The following is a 17,107-nucleotide window of genomic DNA, read 5'->3' as shown; positions in this document are numbered from 1 at the left end:
TTTGCAGACTTTAAGCAAAAGGCCCGGTCGATGCCGGGCCTTCTTCGTTTCATCTTGCGAATGAGGACTTCCAATCAGCGCAGCAGATAGAAACCGGCAGCGTTCAAGATGAAGAACACCAGAATTCCACCAAGCAGCCCGCCACCGGCGTAAAAACCGGCCACCATCGCAATCAGCAGCACAACACACATCATCGTGCCCCACTTGGCACCGGCGAGGAACAGATCATAGGTCTTTTCGTGCTCGCGATAGTCCATCGGAGCGCCTGTTTCGACCGGTCCTGCGTGATGATGATCCATGCTCAAACTCTCCCCTGCATCGATGTCCAGCGCCTGCAATACAGGCGCAATCCTCTACTGTGATAAATGGCTACACAAAAAGCACAAAAAGCGCAATCGACTTGCTGTTTCGCAGTCTGCTGCGCGGGACGTGAATCTGCGATACGCTCGCGAAAATCTGACAGACGACACTTTCCTGCGCAATCGCGCATCACTAAGCAAGAAATATCGGGAAAGGAGAGCCCCCGATACATAGGTAGCGTTGCGCCGATTCACGATTTAGCCTTAGAGAAGATAACAAAGAATAAGGTGGGGGAGCCTATGCAGGCGTTCATTGCTATCAGTCGCGCCATTGATCGCGTCAGTGAAGTCATCGGCAAGTTTGCCGGTTATCTGGTTCTTGGGTGCTGCCTCGTCAGCGCTGGCAACGCCATTATCCGCTATGCCTTCAACTACAGTTCGAATGCGTGGCTCGAAATCCAGTGGTACATGTTCGCCTTTATCGTCCTGATGGGCGCCGCCCATACGCTGCGCGCCAATGAGCATGTTCGCGTCGATCTGATCTATGGAGCAATTTCTCCCCGAGCACGCCTCTGGGTCGACGTCATCGGCATTGTCCTGTTCCTGATCCCGGCCTGCCTTTATCTGGCGTGGCTGTCCTGGCCGGTCTTCTTGCTCTCCTGGCAGCAGATGGAAATCTCGTCAAATGCAGGCGGCCTTATCCGCTGGCCCGTGAAGTTCATCATCTTCGCAGGTTTTGCGCTGATCGCTCTGCAGGGCCTTTCCGAACTGATCAAGCGGATTGCAGGGCTGCAAGGCATTATCGACATCGATACAAAATACGAAAAGCCGCTGCAGTAAGCAGACGCGTCGGGGGATATCATCAATGTTCGATTTTGGCATTATACCGCCAGCCATGTTCGTGGGCATGGTCATCTTCATGCTCTACGGTTTTCCGGTCGCGTTCTCACTGGCAGCGGTCGGTCTCTTCTTCGGCGTCATCGGCGTTTTCACCGGTCACTTCGACCAGGCGTTTCTGCAGGCACTTCCGCTTCGCATCTTCGGTATAGTATCGAACGACCTGCTTCTGGCGATTCCGTTCTTCACCTTCATGGGAGCCATCCTGGAACGGTGCGGACTTGCGGAAGATCTGCTCGAAGGCATGGGCAAACTCTTCGGGGCAATTCCCGGAGGTCTGGCCTACGCCGTTATTCTGGTCGGTGCCGTTCTGGGCGCGATCACGGGAACTGTCGCGGCATCGGTCATCACCATGGGCGTGATCTCCCTGCCAATCATGCTGAAATACGGCTACAATCCTCGTCTGGCCACCGGCGTTATCGCCGCGTCCGGCACGATTACGCAGGTGATTCCGCCCTCTCTCGTTCTGATCGTTCTGGCAGACCAGCTGGGCAAGTCGGTTGGCGATATGTATCTGGGCGCCATCGGTCCATCCATCCTGCAAGTCCTGATCTTTATCCTGTTCATCTTCATCCTGTCTTTGGTGCGTCCAAAAGATATACCCGCGCTACCTTTGGAAGCACGCGGTGAATTGGACATGAAATTAATTTGGAAGGTGCTGGCGGGCATGGTGCCCTCCATTGTCCTCATCTTCCTCGTCCTCGGCACCATCTTCATGGGGCTTGCAACGCCCACAGAGGCCGGCGCGCTTGGCGTCGTCGGTGGCATGGGTCTCGCCGCAATGCACCGTCGCCTGACCTGGGATCTCATTCGCCAAGGCATGCATTCAACCATGCACATCACGGCCATGGTGGTCTTCATCCTGGTGGGCGCCACCTGCTTCAGCCTTGTGTTTCAGGGCATGAATGGCGGCTTCTGGATTGAACACATGCTCTCGCATGTGCCGGGCGGCGCTGTTGGCTTCCTCATCTTCGTCAACATCTTCATCTTCATCCTGGCCTTTTTCCTCGATTTCTTCGAAATCGCCTTCATCGTCATTCCGATGCTGGCGCCCGTGGCCAATTCGCTGGGTATCGATCTCATCTGGTTCGGCGTCCTGATCTGCATCAATATGCAGACAAGCTTTATGCACCCGCCCTTCGGCTTCGCGCTCTTCTACCTGCGCTCGATCGCGCCGCGCAGTGTGAAGACCTCGGATATCTACATGGGTGCGATCCCGTGGCTCTGCATGCAGTTGATCCTTGTCGCCATCGTCATCTTCTGGCCGGAAACGGTTACTTACTGGCTGGATCATTCGCCGCCACCGGATCTCAACAACATCAAGATTGATGTGCCGAGCATTGGTGGTCTGGATGGTGGAAGCATGCCGAATTTCGGCACACCCATGCCAAACCTTGGCGAGCCACCCAAGATCAATCCTTGAGATTGCTTGGGTCCTGACATCAAGGCCTCACCTCGGTGGGGCCTTTTTTTATATCTCGTACAGGCAACAAAAAACCCGGGGTTGAAGCCCCGGGTTTCGTTTGGAAAACGGATGAATTGATCAGAGCTTGCCGTTACGCTGCTGGATCATCATGAAGGTATCATAGGTGTATTCAGCAAGCTGCATCCACAGATAACCTTCCTTCTTGAAGGCAACCTGATCTTCATAGATCTTCTTGAACCATTCGTTCTTGGCGGAAATCTCGGCATAGACTTCCTTGGAGGCGTTGAAGGCGGCTTCAAGGATCGGTTGGCTGAAGGGGCGAAGCGTCGTGCCATTGGCAACGATCTGCTTGATCGCGGCCGGGTTCTTGGCGTCGTACTTTGCCATCATGTTGGTGTTGGCAAAGGCGCACGCGTCCTGCAGAACAGCCTGATAGGCCTTCGGCAGAGCCTCGAATTTTGCCTTGTTCATGAAGGCGTGGATAACCGGACCGCCTTCCCAGAAGGCCGGGTAGTAGTAGAACTTGGCGACCTTGTAGAAGCCGAGCTTGAAATCGTCGTAGGGACCAACCCATTCAGCGGCATCGATGGTGCCCTTTTCCAGCGACGGATAAATATCACCGCCCGCGATCTGCTGCGGCACGGCGCCGAGTTTCTCGACCACGCGACCGGCGAGACCGGCAATGCGCATCTTGACGCCCTTGAAATCGTCGACGGTGTTGATTTCCTTGCGGAACCAGCCGCCCATCTGCACGCCGGTGTTACCGGCAATATAGCCGATCAAACCATGGGTCGCGTAGAATTCGTTCAGAAGCTTCGTGCCATTGCCCTCGTAGAACCAGGAGTTCGTGAGACGCTGGTTGAGGCCGAAAGGAATGGCCGTTCCGATCGCGAACGTCGGATCCTTGCCGACATAGTAGTAGGAGCAGGTGTGGCACATTTCGACCGTTCCGGCAGAAACGGCATCCGCCGCCTGCAGACCGGGAACGATTTCGCCCGCAGCAAAGGTCTGGATGGTGAAGTTCCCATCGGTCGCAGCGGCCACATGCTTGGCTATGTCTTCCGCGCCACCATAAATCGTGTCCAGTGATTTCGGGAACGACGATGTCAGACGCCAGGTAATCTTTGGTGCAGATTGCGCAATGGCAGGTGCCGCAAGCGCAGTTGCAGCAGCAGCGCCCGTACCGGCTACAGCTGCCTTTTTGAAGAATGAACGACGATCCATTTAGTACCTCCCGTTATTGATGCGCCGACGGTTTTTTCCCCTCCACCGGCCATGGTTCGAAGTAAACATGCGGTCTGCCCGCTGGCAAGCGGTCGGGATAATATTCCTTCGTGATTGGTGACCTGACGAGCACAATACTTTCGTCTAATGTAATCTCGTTGGCTAAAACTTCGGCAGTTGAGGGCACACTAATACCAAATGTCGATGATAGGGACCGATTGCGCCGGAGCGATTTTGGTTTGCGGCGAGAAGAAAACCACAGTCGGACCGATCCGACCGGCGCAGATTTTCGACGACGTCCGAAGGCCAAAAGCGCCCGGTCCTCTGGATGGGCCGGATTTCCTCAACCGACTTTGTCGCAATCCTCGACCGATGCAGGTCTCCGGTCCCACGCAATCGGTTCCTATCATCGACATTTGGTATAAGGTCTGACGCTTGACACCGGGCTGGCCTACTGGTGAAAAATGCGGCTCTATACGGAGTATGCAATGACCCTGCCGCTCATCGCCATTCCCGCCGATATCCGCCATCTCGACAAGGCGGACTGGCACGCCGTCCAGACGCAATATGTCAACGCCGTGCTGAAGGTCGCCAACGGTATGCCGGTTATCATACCGGCCCTTGAAACCGGGGCCGACCTCAAAACGGTTCTTGATCGGGTAGACGGGGTCCTGATCTCGGGCTCGGCCACGAATGTCCACCCTTCCCTCTACGGCGCGGACTGGACGGAAGCAGACGGCCCTTTCGATCCCGCCCGTGATGCCACTTCACTCGAACTCATTCGCCAGACGATCGAGCGCGGCATTCCGCTGCTTGCCATCTGCCGGGGCATACAGGAACTGAACGTGGCGCTGGGCGGAACGCTGGCACGGGAGATTCAGGATCAGCCCGGCACATGGGATCATCGCAAGCCGCCGGTCGAGAGCCGAGACGAGATGTATTCGATCCGCCAGCCGGTGCTGATCGAACAGGGGTCCTGCATGGAGCGCTATCTGGGTCTGACCGGAGAAGTCCAGGTGAATTCGCTGCATCGTCAGGCTATCGGCGAAAAAGCCCCTCGTCTGCAGGTGGAAGCCAAAGCAGAAGATGGCACCATCGAAGCCGTTTCGGTGATCGGCGCCACAGGCTTTGCCGTCGGCGTTCAGTGGCATCCGGAATATTGGGCGGAAGGAGATCGCCCCTCCCGCGCACTTTTCCAGGCTTTCGGAGCCGCTGTACATGATTACGCGGCTCGCAGACCAAAAGCCTGATTACGTCGTGACAGGCGTTTCCGGCACGGCGGTCAGCAACTGCTTCTCGTTGAACCATCTGATCAAGTTGTCGACAACGAGATCGGCCATGTCGTTGCGTGTTGGCACCGATGCCGAAGCGACATGCGGCAGCATGCATAGGTTCGGAAGATCAAAAAATCCGGCCGGAACCTTCGGCTCGTCATAGAAGACATCCAATCCTGCGGCAGCAATGGTGCCTTGGCGCAGAGCGGCCTCGAGCGCCTCTTCATCGACGCTGGTGCCGCGACCCACATTGATGAACACGCCATTTGGCCCCAGCGCCGCCAGAACCTCGGCATTGATGATCTTGTGCGTTTCCGGCGTCGCCGGGATGATGGAGATCAGCGTATCGACAGACTTCGCCAGTTCCACGGCAGAAGAGGCATAGGTGTAGCTGACATCCTTGCGCGGTGTGCGCGTATGATAGCTGATGCGAACCTTGAAGGGCTCCAGCCGCTTGGCAATCTCAAGCCCGATACGCCCCAATCCCAGAAGGCCGACATGCCGATTCTTGAGCGAAAGCGGCGTGAGCGGAAACGGTCCTTCCTTCTCCCAACGACCCTCGCGCAGATAGGTTTCGGCTACCGGCAAACGGCGGATCGTATTCAGGAGGAGGCCGATCGTCGTATCCGCCACCTCGTCGTTCAGAACGTCCGGTGTGTTCGTGACAAGAATACCTTTGGTTGCCGCATGCCTGGCATCCACCCCGTCATAGCCGACACCGAAATTCGCAATCACTTCGACGTTCGGCAGTTGATCGATCCAGTCCGCCGGCATCTTGTTGGCGGTCGCCACACCGCGAATACGAGCATTCTGCTCATCCGTCATCTGCATTTCAGAACCGACAGGCGTCTGCAGAACATCGAAGGCCTGCGCCAACCGCTCCAGAACACGGGGATGCATGCGGCCCGGCACGAGCACGGTGATCTTGTTGTCGGTCATGATGAATTTCCTATCGGTGCGATTCCGGACGAGGTGGCGCATACTGCGTCAGAAATTGCGCAGAAACAAACACATGTGGTTTGTTTCTGCGCAATTTTTCTCAAACGACCCGCATCAGCTACGCGGCTGGCATGGTCCGGTTGACTGCCGGATCCGCATCTCCGGCTTGATGAGATGAATACCATCCGGTTCGTGGCTCCCGGCAAGGCGGTCGAGCAGCGCGCGGGCGGCAAGGCGCCCCACTTCGGTCTGGCCGTTCCAGACGGTGGTAAGAGAGGGCGTGGCGATGGATGCCTCTTCCAGATCGTCATAGCCGGTGACGGAGATATCCTTGCCGGGTGTCAGTCCCGCTCGGGCAATACCGTTCATCAGGCCAATGGCAACGAGATCGTTCCAGCACACGGCAGCCGTCGGTTTCTGCGGCAGGGACAGGAAATGCACCGCCGCCTCGAACCCGCCCTGCTTTGTGCGAGGCCCGGGAATGCGCAGTTCGGAATCCACTTCAATCCCGGCCTTTCGAAGCGCATTCACATAGCCCTGATAGCGGTCACGCCCTGTCGACGTCTGGTCCGTGCCGCCAATCATCGCGATGCTGCGGTGGCCAAGCCCGATCAGATGGTTGGTGGCAAGCGAAATACCGTAGCTGTCATCGCCACGGTAGGTAGGCAGATCGACCCCTTCCATGGAGCGCGCAACAAGGATAGCGGGCATGCCGTTCGCCTCGGCCAGCTTCACATCCTCAAGCGGCGTGCCGATGGCAGGAGACATGATGACGCCGTCACCACCAAGCTGCAGAAGCGTTTCGATAAAAGTGCGCTGCTTTTCGACCGAGTCATAATGGTTGGAGAGAATGAAGGTCTGGCGGCGGCGATCCAGCTCGCTTTCGATGGCCTTGAGAATTTCTCCGTAGAACGGATTCATAATGTCGTGCACCACGACCCCGATAATGCCTGAGCGGGATGTTCGCAGGCTGGCAGCGCGGCGGTTGTAGATGTAACCCAGCGCGCGGGCCTGTTCCTTGATCTTCTCCCGCGTATCGGAAGCAACCAGCGGGCTGTCACGCAACGCAAGCGATATGGTCGCGGTAGATAGCCCAAGGCTCTCCGCGATGGTCGACAACTTGATTTTCTGAACCACAACCCCTCCCGGCGGATTCCCGATCTAACGGATCTAAAAATTCTTTAAACAATTTAATCCGTGATTGCAATCCGCCGTAATCAATCTGTCACAACCTCTTCCTCATCCTCAGATTGAACTTCTCCCACCAGGTTTCGATTGAGCGCCTTCAGAAGCTTCAGCAGCGTTCGGATCTCCTTGTCGGAGAAATCCTGCAGCGCCCTGGCGTTGGTCGCGGCGGTGGCAAGGGTGATCTTCTCGAGGCTATGCAGACCGACAGGCGTCAGATGCACTTTCACCTGTCGGCCATCGCCGCCATCGGGCTTTCGCTGAACGAAACCTTGCGCTTCCATACGACCGATGGTGCGGGTCATCGTGGGAGCCTTCACGCCAAGACGATGCGCCAGCTCACCGGGTGTCAAAGCCTCACCCTCCGCCAGAGCTAGGATAACCCCGTCCTGACCGGAATAAAGGCCCGCCTCTAAAAGATTGCGAGAATGGACCGTTCGCATGGAACGAGCAGCCCCTGCAAGCGCGGGCGCCAGATCATGGGCGCCACCTGGCGCCTTCTTGCGGCCAGCCTTTTCCTTCTTCTCGCCCTTTTTCTTGCTCATCTCCCGCCCTTCCCGCTATACCACGCACGTGCATCTCCCATCCTTAGCCAAAGCAGAACGTGATCGCCAGATGTCCCCAGAACTGCCACGGCCCAGCTTCCACGAGAATGACAGGAGGCTGCCTCCCGAAAAACGAACGGACTGGATTGTCGTTCTGCCGCTGGGTGCCCATGAGCAGCATGGGCCCCATCTGCCCTTCGAGACCGATAGCCTGATTGCTGCGGGCCTTGTCGAGCGCCTGATCGACGCCCTGCCGAAAGATCTTCCCGTCTCCTTCCTGCCCGTCGAACGCATTGGCTATTCCATCGAGCATGCGGATGTGCCCGGCACGCTCACACTTTCCTTTGCGCAGGCCATCAACCGCTGGCTGGCGATTGCGGAAAGCCTGGCGGATCAAGGCATCCGCAAATTCGTGATGTTGAACGCCCATGGTGGCAACTCTCCACTGATGACGGTGGTCGCGACGGAAGCACGCGTGCGTTTCAACATGCTGGCCGTCGCCACGAGCTGGACCCGCTTCGGCCAGCCGGAAGGCTGGATTTCACCGCAAGACAAAGCCATCGATATTCACGGCGGCGACATCGAAACATCCGTCATGCTGGCTCTTCATCCTGACAAGGTCGATATGGCAAAAGCCGCTTCCTTCGGTTCGCACCAGTCCGATTTTACGAGAGACTTCAAGCATCTGCGCGCCTATGGGCCCCACGCCTTCGGCTGGAAGATGTCCGACCTGAACAAACAGGGTGTCGCCGGAAACGCGGCTGCGGCAACCGCACAACGTGGCGAACAGCTCCTTGCGCATGCCGTCAGCGGCCTTCTCGAGCTGCTGGATGACGTACACCGCTTCGATTTGTCCACGCTCTCATAAGGCCTGTGAACATATAACATAAGGAAAGCCTTTGAACTCGGCGGTACGAGGGCTTATATGGACGAAAATCGCTGACGCTCCATCCGCGAGCGCCCTCATTTCCCGGAGGTTCCCATGGCCGATACCGCGACACAGAAGCCCGTACCCGTGACCGTTTTGACCGGTTACCTCGGAGCCGGCAAAACAACGCTTCTCAACCGCATCCTGTCCGAAAGCCACGGTAAGAAATACGCCGTCATCGTCAACGAGTTCGGTGAAATCGGCATCGACAACGATCTGATCGTCGAGTCGGACGAAGAAATCTATGAAATGAACAATGGATGCGTCTGCTGCACCGTCCGCGGCGACCTCATCCGCGTGGTCGAAGGCCTCATGCGCCGCCCTGGCCGCTTCGATGGCATCATCGTCGAAACCACGGGCCTTGCCGATCCGGTGCCGGTTGCTCAAACCTTCTTCATGGACGACGATGTCCGCTCCAAGACGGAACTGGACGCGGTCGTGGCGCTGGTGGATGCCAAGCATCTGCCGCTGCGCCTGAAGGATAGCCGCGAGGCCGAGGACCAGATCGCCTTTGCCGATGTCGTGGTCGTCAACAAGACGGACCTTGTGACGCCGGAAGAACTGGCGACGATCGAGGAAATCGTACGCGCCATCAACCCGACGGCCCGCATCTACAAGACCACCCGTTCGGGCGTCGATCTCGCCCGCGTGCTGGATCAGGGTGCGTTCAATCTTGAGCGCGCGCTGGAAAACGATCCGCATTTCCTCGAGCATGGCCATGAGGACCATGTCTGCGGGCCGGATTGCGACCACCATCATCACGATCATGATCACCACCACGATCATCATGGACATGAGCATCATCACGACCATCACCATGACCACGGGCATGATCACCACCACCATGCGGCACCGTCTGCCATCCATGATGTAACCGTAAAGTCCATCTCGCTGCGCGGCGGCGAAATGAACCCGGACCGCTTTTTCCCGTGGATCCAGAAGATCACGCAGACCCAAGGCCCCAATATCCTGCGTCTGAAGGGCATCATCGCATTTGCGGGCGATGACGAGCGTTATGTGGTGCAGGGTGTTCACATGATCATCGAAGGCGATCATCAGCGCGCCTGGAAAGACGGTGAGAAGCGGGAAAGCCGCCTTGTTTTCATCGGCCGCGACCTGGACCGTGAGAAGATCGAGCAGAGCTTCCTTGCCTGCCAGGCCAACGGCTGATCGGCCTTCAGGCCACCAGAGATAAAAATACAAAAGGATTGCCCAGGAAATGCCGACAGTTGCCCCGTTCGACATCGAAGGACACGTGATTGCGACACATTTCCTGGGCGATACGCCCTTCTTCGCTACCGCTGCTGGAGAGTTGCGCAGACTGGATGAAGGCGAAAAGGTCACGCCCCTGCATGCGGGCATGTTGACCTGCATCAAAGACCCTTTCAGCGCCTCTCTGCTGACGGGCGGCGAAGACGGCAAGGTGATGCGCGTGGCTGCCGACGGCTCCACGAAGCTGATTGCCGAGGCGCCTCGAAAGTGGATCACGGTTGTTGCGGGCGGACCGCAGGGGGCGGTTGGTTACGCCTATGGCAAGGCCAGCATCATTGTTCTACCAGATGGTTCCACCAAGGAATTCAGTGAAGAGCGCACGGTCGAGGCGCTGGCCTTTGCGTCCAAGGGTTTGCGCATCGCAGCCGCACGCTACAACGGCGTTTCCCTGCATTGGGTCCACACCAATACACCGCCGACCGATCTGGAATGGAAGGGCGCACACACGGGCGTGACCTTCTCGCCCGATGGTCGCTTTCTCGTCACCACCATGCAGGAAAACGCCTTGCATGGCTGGAAGCTGGACGGCAAGCCGGGTGAACCGCGCCATATGCGGATGACCGGTTATCCGACCAAGGTCAAATCCTATTCCTGGTCTCCCAAGGGCAAATGGCTTGCGACCTCTGGCGCGCCAGCGGCGATCGTCTGGCCCTTCTCGGCCAAGGATGGTCCGATGGGCAAGGCCCCGTTGGAGCTTGGCACACGCGCAACCCTCATGGTGACCTGCGTTGTTTTCCACCCGATCGAGGAAGTTCTCGCCATCGGCTATATTGACGGCATGGTACTGGGCGTTCGCGTGAGCGATGGCAAGGAGGCGCTCTTGCGCCGTCCGGGAAATGGGGCCATCACCGCCATGAGCTGGAGTGCCAATGGCAAGCTTCTATCCTTCGGTTCGGAAGCTGGGGACTGCGGCGTCATCGATATCGCAGCCTGATCGCTCTCGCCGCTGTCATTCTGCGTAGATCATCTTCCGTGTCATTCCGCCATCCAGCGTCAGAACCTGTCCGGTCATGAAGCCTGCGGAGGCAATGTAGATTACCGCCTCTGCTATGTCTTGCGGTTGCCCCACCCTGCCTGCGGGATGCTGCGCGTGGTCTTCGGAACGCAAGGTTTCATCGCCGCCGATCCAGCCGGGCGCAATGGCATTCACGCGGATTTTCGGCCCGAGACTGATCGCAAGCGCATGGGTGAGCGCGACGATGCCGCCCTTCGATGCCGCATAGGCTTCCGTATGAGGCTCGGACATGAAAGCGCGGGTCGAGGCCATGTTGATGATATTGCCGCCAGCCTGCATCAGCGGCACTGCAGAGCGGGTCATGAGAAAGGCTGCCGTCAGATGGCTGTCTGTGACCTTGCGCCAGGCATCCAGCGAAAGGGTCTCGATCGAACCGTTCACCGGCCCGGCAATGCCAGCATTGTTGACCAGGAGATCGAGATTGTCCCATCCGAGTTCGGCAAAGGCGCCGTGGACGGAAGCCTCGTCGCCCACATCGCAAAAGATCGAGCGGCTACCATCATCTTGAAGTTCGGCGTCGAGTTCCTTCATGTCGAAGGAGGCGACCGCCCAGCCCAGCGCCCGCAGGTGCCGCACGATTCCTGTGCCGATAAGGCCGGCACCGCCTGTCACAATCGCTCTTTTCATAGGTCGTCAGATAGTTGCCTGTTGTCGAGGGTCAAGCAGACCGTTGAGACTGAATGATTGCGGCCAGCAGATCGTGCAGCCGATCCCTGTAGCCATTGGCCGCTGAAGGCGCTTCCTCTTCGGAGGTCATCGTCACGGTCATCTGCAACTCGGGAATAATGTAGAGCATCTGGCCGCCATAGCCCCAGGCGAAGCGAACATCCGCCTCCCCGATCCGCTTCAGAAACCAGCCATAACCGTAGCCATCGCCGGAATAACGTGAGTTCGTCCGCTGCTCCCATGAGGTGCGAACCCAGGCTTCGGGAACAAGCTGCACTCCGTCAGCGGTGCGTCCACCACGGCGATACAGTTCCCCGAACGCGTGAAGCGACCGTGTCGTCATGGCCATCTGATTGCCGCCGAGATAGATTCCCTGGCGATCTCTGGCCCAGGAACCGATCCGAAACCCATCCAGTGGTTCAAACCATTCCTGTGCGAGTGCAAGCGTCGGCTTTTTGCCGACCTTGGTCAGAATGGCCGACAGCAGATGGGTGGAAGCCGTCGAATACAGCATGGACCCGCCGGGATCTTCGACAAACTCCTGCGCCAATGCAAAACGCACCCAATTTCGGCTGGCCACGAAGCGTCCGTAATTGGGGCCGGACAAGGGGTCCATGCCAGTCTGCATGGAAAGAAGATTACCGATCGTGACCCGCAGCAGACGCGGATCCGGGTTCGCAGGGAGGTCCGCTTTGAGGACCGGTGCAATCGGCTGTTCGACGCCCTCAAGCAGGCCTTTGGAAATCGCGATGCCGACCAGAGCCGACACGATGGATTTTGAAGCCGATTTGATGTTCGTCGATTCGGCAGGGCTATGGCCGTGATAACCGCGCTCTGCCAGCGTCTCTCCATCGCGAGAAACGATTACGGCCTCCAAGGCCCTCAGCCTCTCCGCCCCATTGAGGCTATCGGCCAGACTGCCATGTGACCCGGCCTCCTGTGCGGGAAGGCGCGTCGCATAAAGCACGAAGGGTGCGCCAAGGATGGTTCTGCGATTCAACATCTCTCTGATGTAAGGCAGAACATGCGCCAACGTCATGCGGATTCAAGCGGATGTGAGCTATCGTGACGAGTGACGATACGCGAACCCAAAAATGAAGCGAGGGACAACGCTTTCACGTTGCCCCTCGTTCGTTCCCCCACGGAAGAGACCTGCCACGGTGCCGGATGCCCCCATCCGGACGATTCTTCATGGAGGTAGCTTGAATATCAGAACCGGTAGGTCACACCGGCGCCCACCAGCCACGGATCCAGCTTGGCTTTACCCGAGAGGCGACCGAGTGTGGAATGATTGGCGCTCCAATCGGTTTCGAGGAAGATCTTCTTCACATCGAAGTTCACGCCCCAATGTTCGTTGAACATGTAGTCGAAACCGACCTGCAAGGCCGCGCCAACATGATGATCCACCTTGAGGTTGCTGAAGCCACCCTTCTCGGATTCATTATAGAAGAAGGTGTAGTTGATACCTGCACCCACATAGGGCTTGAAAGCGCCGAGCTCGGTGAAATGATACTGAAGCGTGAGCGTTGGCGGCAGAATCCAGGTCTTGCCCACGTTCACACCGGCGAGCGTTCCCGCGCCGCCGATCTTCGAGCTCGTCGTGCCAAGGATAAGCTCGGCAGCGAGGTTGTCCGTGAAGTAATAGGAGATATCGAGTTCAGGTGTGATCGAGTTCGAGTACTGGAGATCCGACCCGGCAACGCCGTTGACGGAACCCTTGTCATTCGGGATGACGCCCAGCGCACGAACGCGAACCTGCCAGGGGCTGCGCGCAGCCGCAACGGCCTCCTGCGCTGCCTGTGCGGGATCCGATACTCGCAAATCCGCCGCTTGGGCAGCGTCCGAAAGAAGGACCGTAGCCGCACCCATGATGGCGGCGATGGCTGGCCCGTTCTTGATCATGATACTCTCCTTGGTACGTCTTCCTGTCTGTCGAGGAGAGTTTCTAAAGCCGACAGCCGTTGCTGTGGTTGATCCGTATCAACACCGATTGACGATGGTCAAATCGAACATCATTTGGCCACATCTCCTGTGAGAGCTTTGCAAAAATGCAACAGTACCAACGGGAGAAAAAAGAAAACTCCCTCCTGCAGGGACAGGAGAGAGCTTCGCTGGAGGTAGATTGAGGCTGAATCAGGCGGCGCGGCGCAGGACCGACGAACGGGAAAGCTTGCGTCCGGACGCCGTCAGCATTCCTGCAGCACCCTCGAGCCATCCGTGCTTCAGCTCGAGCGCGAGGAACCGTTCGCGAGCAAAGGGGCCGGGCATGACGAGGTGCTGGGCTTTATCCGCAAAGAAGCCGAAACGCTCATAATAGGGTGCATCGCCAACCAGCAATATCGCACCGTGACCGCGGCCTGTGGCCTCGGCGATTGCCGCCCGCATCAGGGCTGCGCCGATTCCCTTGCCCTCATGGGCTGGATCGACCGCCAGCGGACCAAGCAGAAGTGCATCGACGGCCACGCCATCTCGCCCGACGCCGGCTTCCACGTTCCACAGCCGAACGGTGCCAATTACATGGCCTTGACCGTCACGAGCAACCAGAGCCAGCCCTTCCGCCGGAACACGCCCGCGGCGCAGCTTTTCGGACGACTTCTTGCGGCGGCCCGCCCCCATGGCACGGTCCAGCAAAGCCTCGCGGGCAACAACGTCCGCCGGTGTCTCATCGGCAATGATATAGGATTTCGGCGCAAGCAAAGCGCGCACAGTGTCAAGAACAGCGGCCATCTTGGCCTCCGAAGCTTAAAACCGTTCAAACGGCTCAATCGGGAATGGTGAGATGCGGCTCCGGTTCGATACCGGAGCCAACAGATCAGATGACGTAGGCCTTCAACGGGTCGAAGCCATTGAAGGCAACCGCCGAATAGGTCGTCGTGTAGGCGCCAGTGCCCTCGATCAGAACCTCATCGCCCACCGTCAGAGAGATCGGCAGCGGATACATGTTCTTCTCATACAGCACATCGGCCGAATCGCAGGTCGGTCCAGCCAGCACGCAAGGCTCCTTGGCATCGCCGTCGCGATCGGTGCGGATCGGGTAGCGGATCGCCTCATCCATGGTTTCCGCCAGACCGCCGAACTTGCCGATGTCGAGGAACACCCAGCGATGCTCGTCATTGTCGGACTTCTTGGACACCAGCACGACTTCAGCCTTGATGACGCCTGCATTGCCCACCATGCCGCGACCCGGCTCGATGATCGTCTTCGGCAGGTTATTGCCGAAGTGCTTGCGCAGCGAAGCGAAGATTGCCTGACCATATTCTTCCGCCGACGGAATGTCGCGCAGATACTTGGTCGGGAAGCCGCCGCCCATGTTCACCATCTGCAGGAAAATGCCCTGCTTGGCGAGCTGTGCGAACACGCGCTTGGCATCGGCCAGAGCCGAATCCCAGGCATCGACCTTCGTCATCTGCGAACCGACATGGAAGGAAACACCGTAGGATTCCAGACCCAGCTGATGCGCATAGACCAGAACATCGACAGCCATCTGGGGCACGCAACCGAACTTGCGCGACAGCGGCCACTCGGCGCCTTCGCCATCCGTCAGCACGCGGCAGAACACGCGCGCACCTGGAGCGGCACGAGCAACCTTTTCCACTTCCTCGTGGCTGTCGACAGCAAAAAGGCCAACGCCCAGCTCGAAAGCGCGCGCGATATCGCGCTCTTTCTTGATGGTGTTGCCATAAGAAATGCGCTCCGAGGATGCACCAGCGGCCAGCGCCATCTGGATTTCGGCAACCGATGCGCAATCGAAGTTGGAGCCCAGCGAAGCAAGCAGCTTCAGGATTTCAGGCTCGGGATTGGCCTTCACTGCATAATAGATCGCGCTATCCGGCAGGGCGTGACGAAACGCCTTGTAGTTGTCGCGAACGATATCGAGGTCCACAACGAGGCAGGGGCCTTCCGGACGTCGGGTGCGGAGGAAGTCGAGAATACGTGCAGTCGTCATCGGTCAGATCCCTATAGAGCTTCTCCGGCGAACCGGAGGACAAAGACGCGCCATAAGGTGAACGAGGCCCGGCCGGTGGAAAAACCCGGTGCTTCGATCGCGCCTTATTGCGCAGGGTTTGGATCAACGCCCTGCCAAGAGCATGGATCCGGCTTTGTCTGCCATGGATTGGAGGGGATCATCCCAACCGCACTTCCGGCAATGATGGTGTGCCTCTTCAGTATTGCAAGCTGATGGAAAGCCTGCAGAGACTAGAAAGGCCCGCACCGTCGTTGCTTCAAGATGTCCTCGCATTTTCCGGTTGGCCGGAATAGCGACTGGAGGGGTTAGTTCCAGGTACCTTACCGATTTTCCTCACCACTCGAGGGTCGGCGGACACCCACAGGCACGTGCGACTTTGGGCAGCACGGAGATATGAATAATCCCGGTCATAATCAAGAGTTTTTTTCACCCTCGCCGCAGATTTTACATTGCGCAACAACGATTAACGCTCCACGAAGAAGATGAATGACGAAAGGGACGAGAGTGTGGACACGCTGACGCGCATGCGCGCATTTATCGACGTTGTAGAAGCCGAAGGCTTTTCTGCAGCAGCCCGCCGCACAGGACGCTCGAAAGCCTTGCTTTCCAAATATGTTCGCGAATTGGAGGACGATCTGGGAGCTTTGCTTCTGAACCGTACGACGCGGCAGTTTTCGCTGACCGAAGCGGGCCATACCTATTATCGCAGTGCCTCCGACATCCTGAAGGAGATCGACAATCTATCTGATCTGGTTCGGGAGGGGAACGCCGATCTCAAAGGGCGCTTGCGCATTTCCGTGCCCCGCACCTTCGTGGACGCCGATGTGGGCCAGTCGCTTATCGATTTTGCCAAGCATCACCCGGATGTTTCTCTCGAGATCGTGGCAGAGGACCGATTCGTGGATCTGATTGAGGAAGGGTTCGACCTTGCGATTCGCGTAACCCGCCTGGAAGATTCAGGGATGATTGCCCGCAAGCTGGCTGATTTCCGAATCTACGCCTGTGCAACGGCCGAGTATCTCGTCCGTCACGGACCAATCAATCATCCGCAGGATCTTTCCGGCAAGCCGGTGATCATCGACACCAATACCCGCACGCACAATCACCTCCGTTTCCGCGATCCGCAGGGGGGCACGATCTCGGTGTCTGTCTCCGGCCAAATCGAAGTCAACAGTCCCCAAGCGACATTGCGCGCTGCGAAGGCAGGAATAGGCATTGCGCTCATTCCTGATTTCATTGCCAAGAATGCCATCGAATCAGGCGAGCTCGTCGCTGTCCTCGACGATTTCATCTTCCGCGACCGCGGCATCTATGCCGTCTATCCCCATCGCCGCTATCTGCCCGCCAAGGTCAGAAGCTTCGTCGATTTCCTTCACAACTGGTTCCGCAAATCATCATGAGAAAGACCTGAGACCGAAGGTGGATTGACGACAGTCGAAATTCCGTCCCATTTGCAGAAGAGAGCTTTGC

Annotated in this window: 17 protein-coding genes; 7 read left to right on the top strand and 10 right to left on the bottom strand. The window is 57.9% G+C overall.

The features are described 5' to 3' along the window. Positions 1-74: 74 nt before the first annotated feature. Complete coding sequence (locus E8M78_RS02015; RefSeq protein WP_137133474.1) at positions 75-299, bottom strand: aa3-type cytochrome c oxidase subunit IV; 225 nt, start codon at positions 297-299, stop codon at positions 75-77. A 300-nt stretch (positions 300-599) separates the two neighbouring features. Between E8M78_RS02015 and E8M78_RS02010 the strand changes: the two genes are divergently transcribed. Next, a complete protein-coding gene (locus tag E8M78_RS02010; RefSeq protein ID WP_137133473.1) occupies positions 600-1,139 on the top strand; it encodes a TRAP transporter small permease subunit in 540 nt (179 codons plus the stop codon). 25 nt (positions 1,140-1,164) lie between these two features. Further along, entirely contained in the window at positions 1,165-2,619 is a 1,455-nt protein-coding gene (locus E8M78_RS02005; RefSeq protein WP_137133472.1) for a TRAP transporter large permease subunit, read from the top strand. Positions 2,620-2,739: 120 nt separating this feature from the next. On the opposite strand, the gene E8M78_RS02000 is transcribed toward E8M78_RS02005, so the two are convergent. Then, positions 2,740-3,846, bottom strand: coding sequence for a TRAP transporter substrate-binding protein (locus E8M78_RS02000; RefSeq protein WP_137133471.1), 1,107 nt, complete (start codon positions 3,844-3,846; stop codon positions 2,740-2,742). Positions 3,847-4,334: 488 nt separating this feature from the next. Here E8M78_RS02000 and E8M78_RS01995 point away from each other — a divergent pair, with 488 nt between their 5' ends. Next, positions 4,335-5,096 carry a gamma-glutamyl-gamma-aminobutyrate hydrolase family protein gene (locus E8M78_RS01995; RefSeq protein ID WP_137133470.1) on the top strand — a complete coding sequence of 254 codons (762 nt, stop codon included), beginning with the start codon at positions 4,335-4,337 and terminating at the stop codon, positions 5,094-5,096. Here E8M78_RS01995 and E8M78_RS01990 read toward each other — a convergent pair whose 3' ends face one another. The 3 genes from E8M78_RS01990 to E8M78_RS01980 form a co-directional block, all read right to left on the bottom strand. Continuing rightward, positions 5,097-6,059: a 2-hydroxyacid dehydrogenase gene (locus tag E8M78_RS01990; protein ID WP_137133469.1), complete on the bottom strand. Its 963-nt coding sequence runs from the start codon at positions 6,057-6,059 to the stop codon at positions 5,097-5,099. Between the two features lie 114 nt (positions 6,060-6,173). Next, positions 6,174-7,196, bottom strand: coding sequence for a LacI family DNA-binding transcriptional regulator (locus E8M78_RS01985; RefSeq protein WP_137133468.1), 1,023 nt, complete (start codon positions 7,194-7,196; stop codon positions 6,174-6,176). A gap of 80 nt (positions 7,197-7,276) precedes the next feature. Beyond that, positions 7,277-7,789 carry a MarR family winged helix-turn-helix transcriptional regulator gene (locus E8M78_RS01980; RefSeq protein ID WP_137133467.1) on the bottom strand — a complete coding sequence of 171 codons (513 nt, stop codon included), beginning with the start codon at positions 7,787-7,789 and terminating at the stop codon, positions 7,277-7,279. Positions 7,790-7,859: 70 nt separating this feature from the next. Here E8M78_RS01980 and E8M78_RS01975 point away from each other — a divergent pair, with 70 nt between their 5' ends. From E8M78_RS01975 to E8M78_RS01965, 3 genes are all read left to right on the top strand, one after another. Next, positions 7,860-8,657 carry a creatininase family protein gene (locus E8M78_RS01975; RefSeq protein ID WP_137133466.1) on the top strand — a complete coding sequence of 266 codons (798 nt, stop codon included), beginning with the start codon at positions 7,860-7,862 and terminating at the stop codon, positions 8,655-8,657. A 114-nt stretch (positions 8,658-8,771) separates the two neighbouring features. Beyond that, positions 8,772-9,887 (top strand): GTP-binding protein, encoded by a 1,116-nt coding sequence (locus E8M78_RS01970; RefSeq protein ID WP_137133465.1) that lies wholly within the window; start codon positions 8,772-8,774, stop codon positions 9,885-9,887. A 49-nt stretch (positions 9,888-9,936) separates the two neighbouring features. Further along, complete coding sequence (locus E8M78_RS01965) at positions 9,937-10,923, top strand: WD40 repeat domain-containing protein (protein WP_137133464.1); 987 nt, start codon at positions 9,937-9,939, stop codon at positions 10,921-10,923. Between the two features lie 15 nt (positions 10,924-10,938). Here the strand turns inward: E8M78_RS01965 and E8M78_RS01960 are convergent, their stop codons facing one another. The 5 genes from E8M78_RS01960 to odc2 all read right to left on the bottom strand — a co-directional run bounded on the left by E8M78_RS01960 (position 10,939) and on the right by odc2 (position 15,616). Further along, on the bottom strand, positions 10,939-11,631 hold the full coding sequence (locus E8M78_RS01960) for an SDR family oxidoreductase (RefSeq protein ID WP_137133463.1): 693 nt from the start codon (positions 11,629-11,631) through the stop codon (positions 10,939-10,941). Between the two features lie 31 nt (positions 11,632-11,662). Continuing rightward, positions 11,663-12,709, bottom strand: a complete 1,047-nt coding sequence (locus E8M78_RS01955; protein WP_246658194.1) for a serine hydrolase — start codon at positions 12,707-12,709, stop codon at positions 11,663-11,665. 170 nt (positions 12,710-12,879) lie between these two features. Further along, positions 12,880-13,539, bottom strand: a complete 660-nt coding sequence (locus E8M78_RS01950) for an OmpW family protein (protein ID WP_170973298.1) — start codon at positions 13,537-13,539, stop codon at positions 12,880-12,882. Positions 13,540-13,803: 264 nt separating this feature from the next. After that, entirely contained in the window at positions 13,804-14,397 is a 594-nt protein-coding gene (locus tag E8M78_RS01945; RefSeq protein ID WP_137133461.1) for an N-acetyltransferase, read from the bottom strand. An 85-nt stretch (positions 14,398-14,482) separates the two neighbouring features. Further along, entirely contained in the window at positions 14,483-15,616 is a 1,134-nt protein-coding gene (gene odc2, locus E8M78_RS01940; protein ID WP_137133460.1) for an ornithine/lysine decarboxylase, read from the bottom strand. Between the two features lie 527 nt (positions 15,617-16,143). Between odc2 and E8M78_RS01935 the strand changes: the two genes are divergently transcribed. After that, on the top strand, positions 16,144-17,037 hold the full coding sequence (locus E8M78_RS01935; protein ID WP_137133585.1) for a LysR family transcriptional regulator: 894 nt from the start codon (positions 16,144-16,146) through the stop codon (positions 17,035-17,037). The last annotated feature ends 70 nt before the right edge of the window (positions 17,038-17,107 follow it).

It is taken from the genome of Rhizobium sp. FKY42 (assembly GCF_005222835.1).
Taxonomy (GTDB): domain Bacteria; phylum Pseudomonadota; class Alphaproteobacteria; order Rhizobiales; family Rhizobiaceae; genus Neorhizobium.
Note: the sequence above shows the minus strand (reverse complement) of the source record. Positions and strands in the feature narration are given on the sequence as shown.

What these genes read in the sequence shown, in the direction of transcription:
- E8M78_RS02005 (WP_137133472.1), top strand. Translation starts at nt 1,165, where the DNA reads ATGTTCGATTTTGGCATTATACCGCCAGCCATGTTCGTGGGCATGGTC.
- E8M78_RS02010 (WP_137133473.1), top strand. Translation starts at nt 600, where the DNA reads ATGCAGGCGTTCATTGCTATCAGTCGCGCCATTGATCGCGTCAGTGAA.
- E8M78_RS01995 (WP_137133470.1), top strand. Translation starts at nt 4,335, where the DNA reads ATGACCCTGCCGCTCATCGCCATTCCCGCCGATATCCGCCATCTCGAC.
- E8M78_RS01980 (WP_137133467.1), bottom strand. Translation starts at nt 7,789, where the DNA reads ATGAGCAAGAAAAAGGGCGAGAAGAAGGAAAAGGCTGGCCGCAAGAAG.
- E8M78_RS02015 (WP_137133474.1), bottom strand. Translation starts at nt 299, where the DNA reads ATGGATCATCATCACGCAGGACCGGTCGAAACAGGCGCTCCGATGGAC.
- E8M78_RS01975 (WP_137133466.1), top strand. Translation starts at nt 7,860, where the DNA reads ATGTCCCCAGAACTGCCACGGCCCAGCTTCCACGAGAATGACAGGAGG.
- E8M78_RS01945 (WP_137133461.1), bottom strand. Translation starts at nt 14,397, where the DNA reads ATGGCCGCTGTTCTTGACACTGTGCGCGCTTTGCTTGCGCCGAAATCC.
- E8M78_RS02000 (WP_137133471.1), bottom strand. Translation starts at nt 3,846, where the DNA reads ATGGATCGTCGTTCATTCTTCAAAAAGGCAGCTGTAGCCGGTACGGGC.
- E8M78_RS01950 (WP_170973298.1), bottom strand. Translation starts at nt 13,539, where the DNA reads ATGGGTGCGGCTACGGTCCTTCTTTCGGACGCTGCCCAAGCGGCGGAT.
- E8M78_RS01960 (WP_137133463.1), bottom strand. Translation starts at nt 11,631, where the DNA reads ATGAAAAGAGCGATTGTGACAGGCGGTGCCGGCCTTATCGGCACAGGA.
- odc2 (WP_137133460.1), bottom strand. Translation starts at nt 15,616, where the DNA reads ATGACGACTGCACGTATTCTCGACTTCCTCCGCACCCGACGTCCGGAA.
- E8M78_RS01970 (WP_137133465.1), top strand. Translation starts at nt 8,772, where the DNA reads ATGGCCGATACCGCGACACAGAAGCCCGTACCCGTGACCGTTTTGACC.
- E8M78_RS01955 (WP_246658194.1), bottom strand. Translation starts at nt 12,709, where the DNA reads ATGACGTTGGCGCATGTTCTGCCTTACATCAGAGAGATGTTGAATCGC.
- E8M78_RS01965 (WP_137133464.1), top strand. Translation starts at nt 9,937, where the DNA reads ATGCCGACAGTTGCCCCGTTCGACATCGAAGGACACGTGATTGCGACA.
- E8M78_RS01990 (WP_137133469.1), bottom strand. Translation starts at nt 6,059, where the DNA reads ATGACCGACAACAAGATCACCGTGCTCGTGCCGGGCCGCATGCATCCC.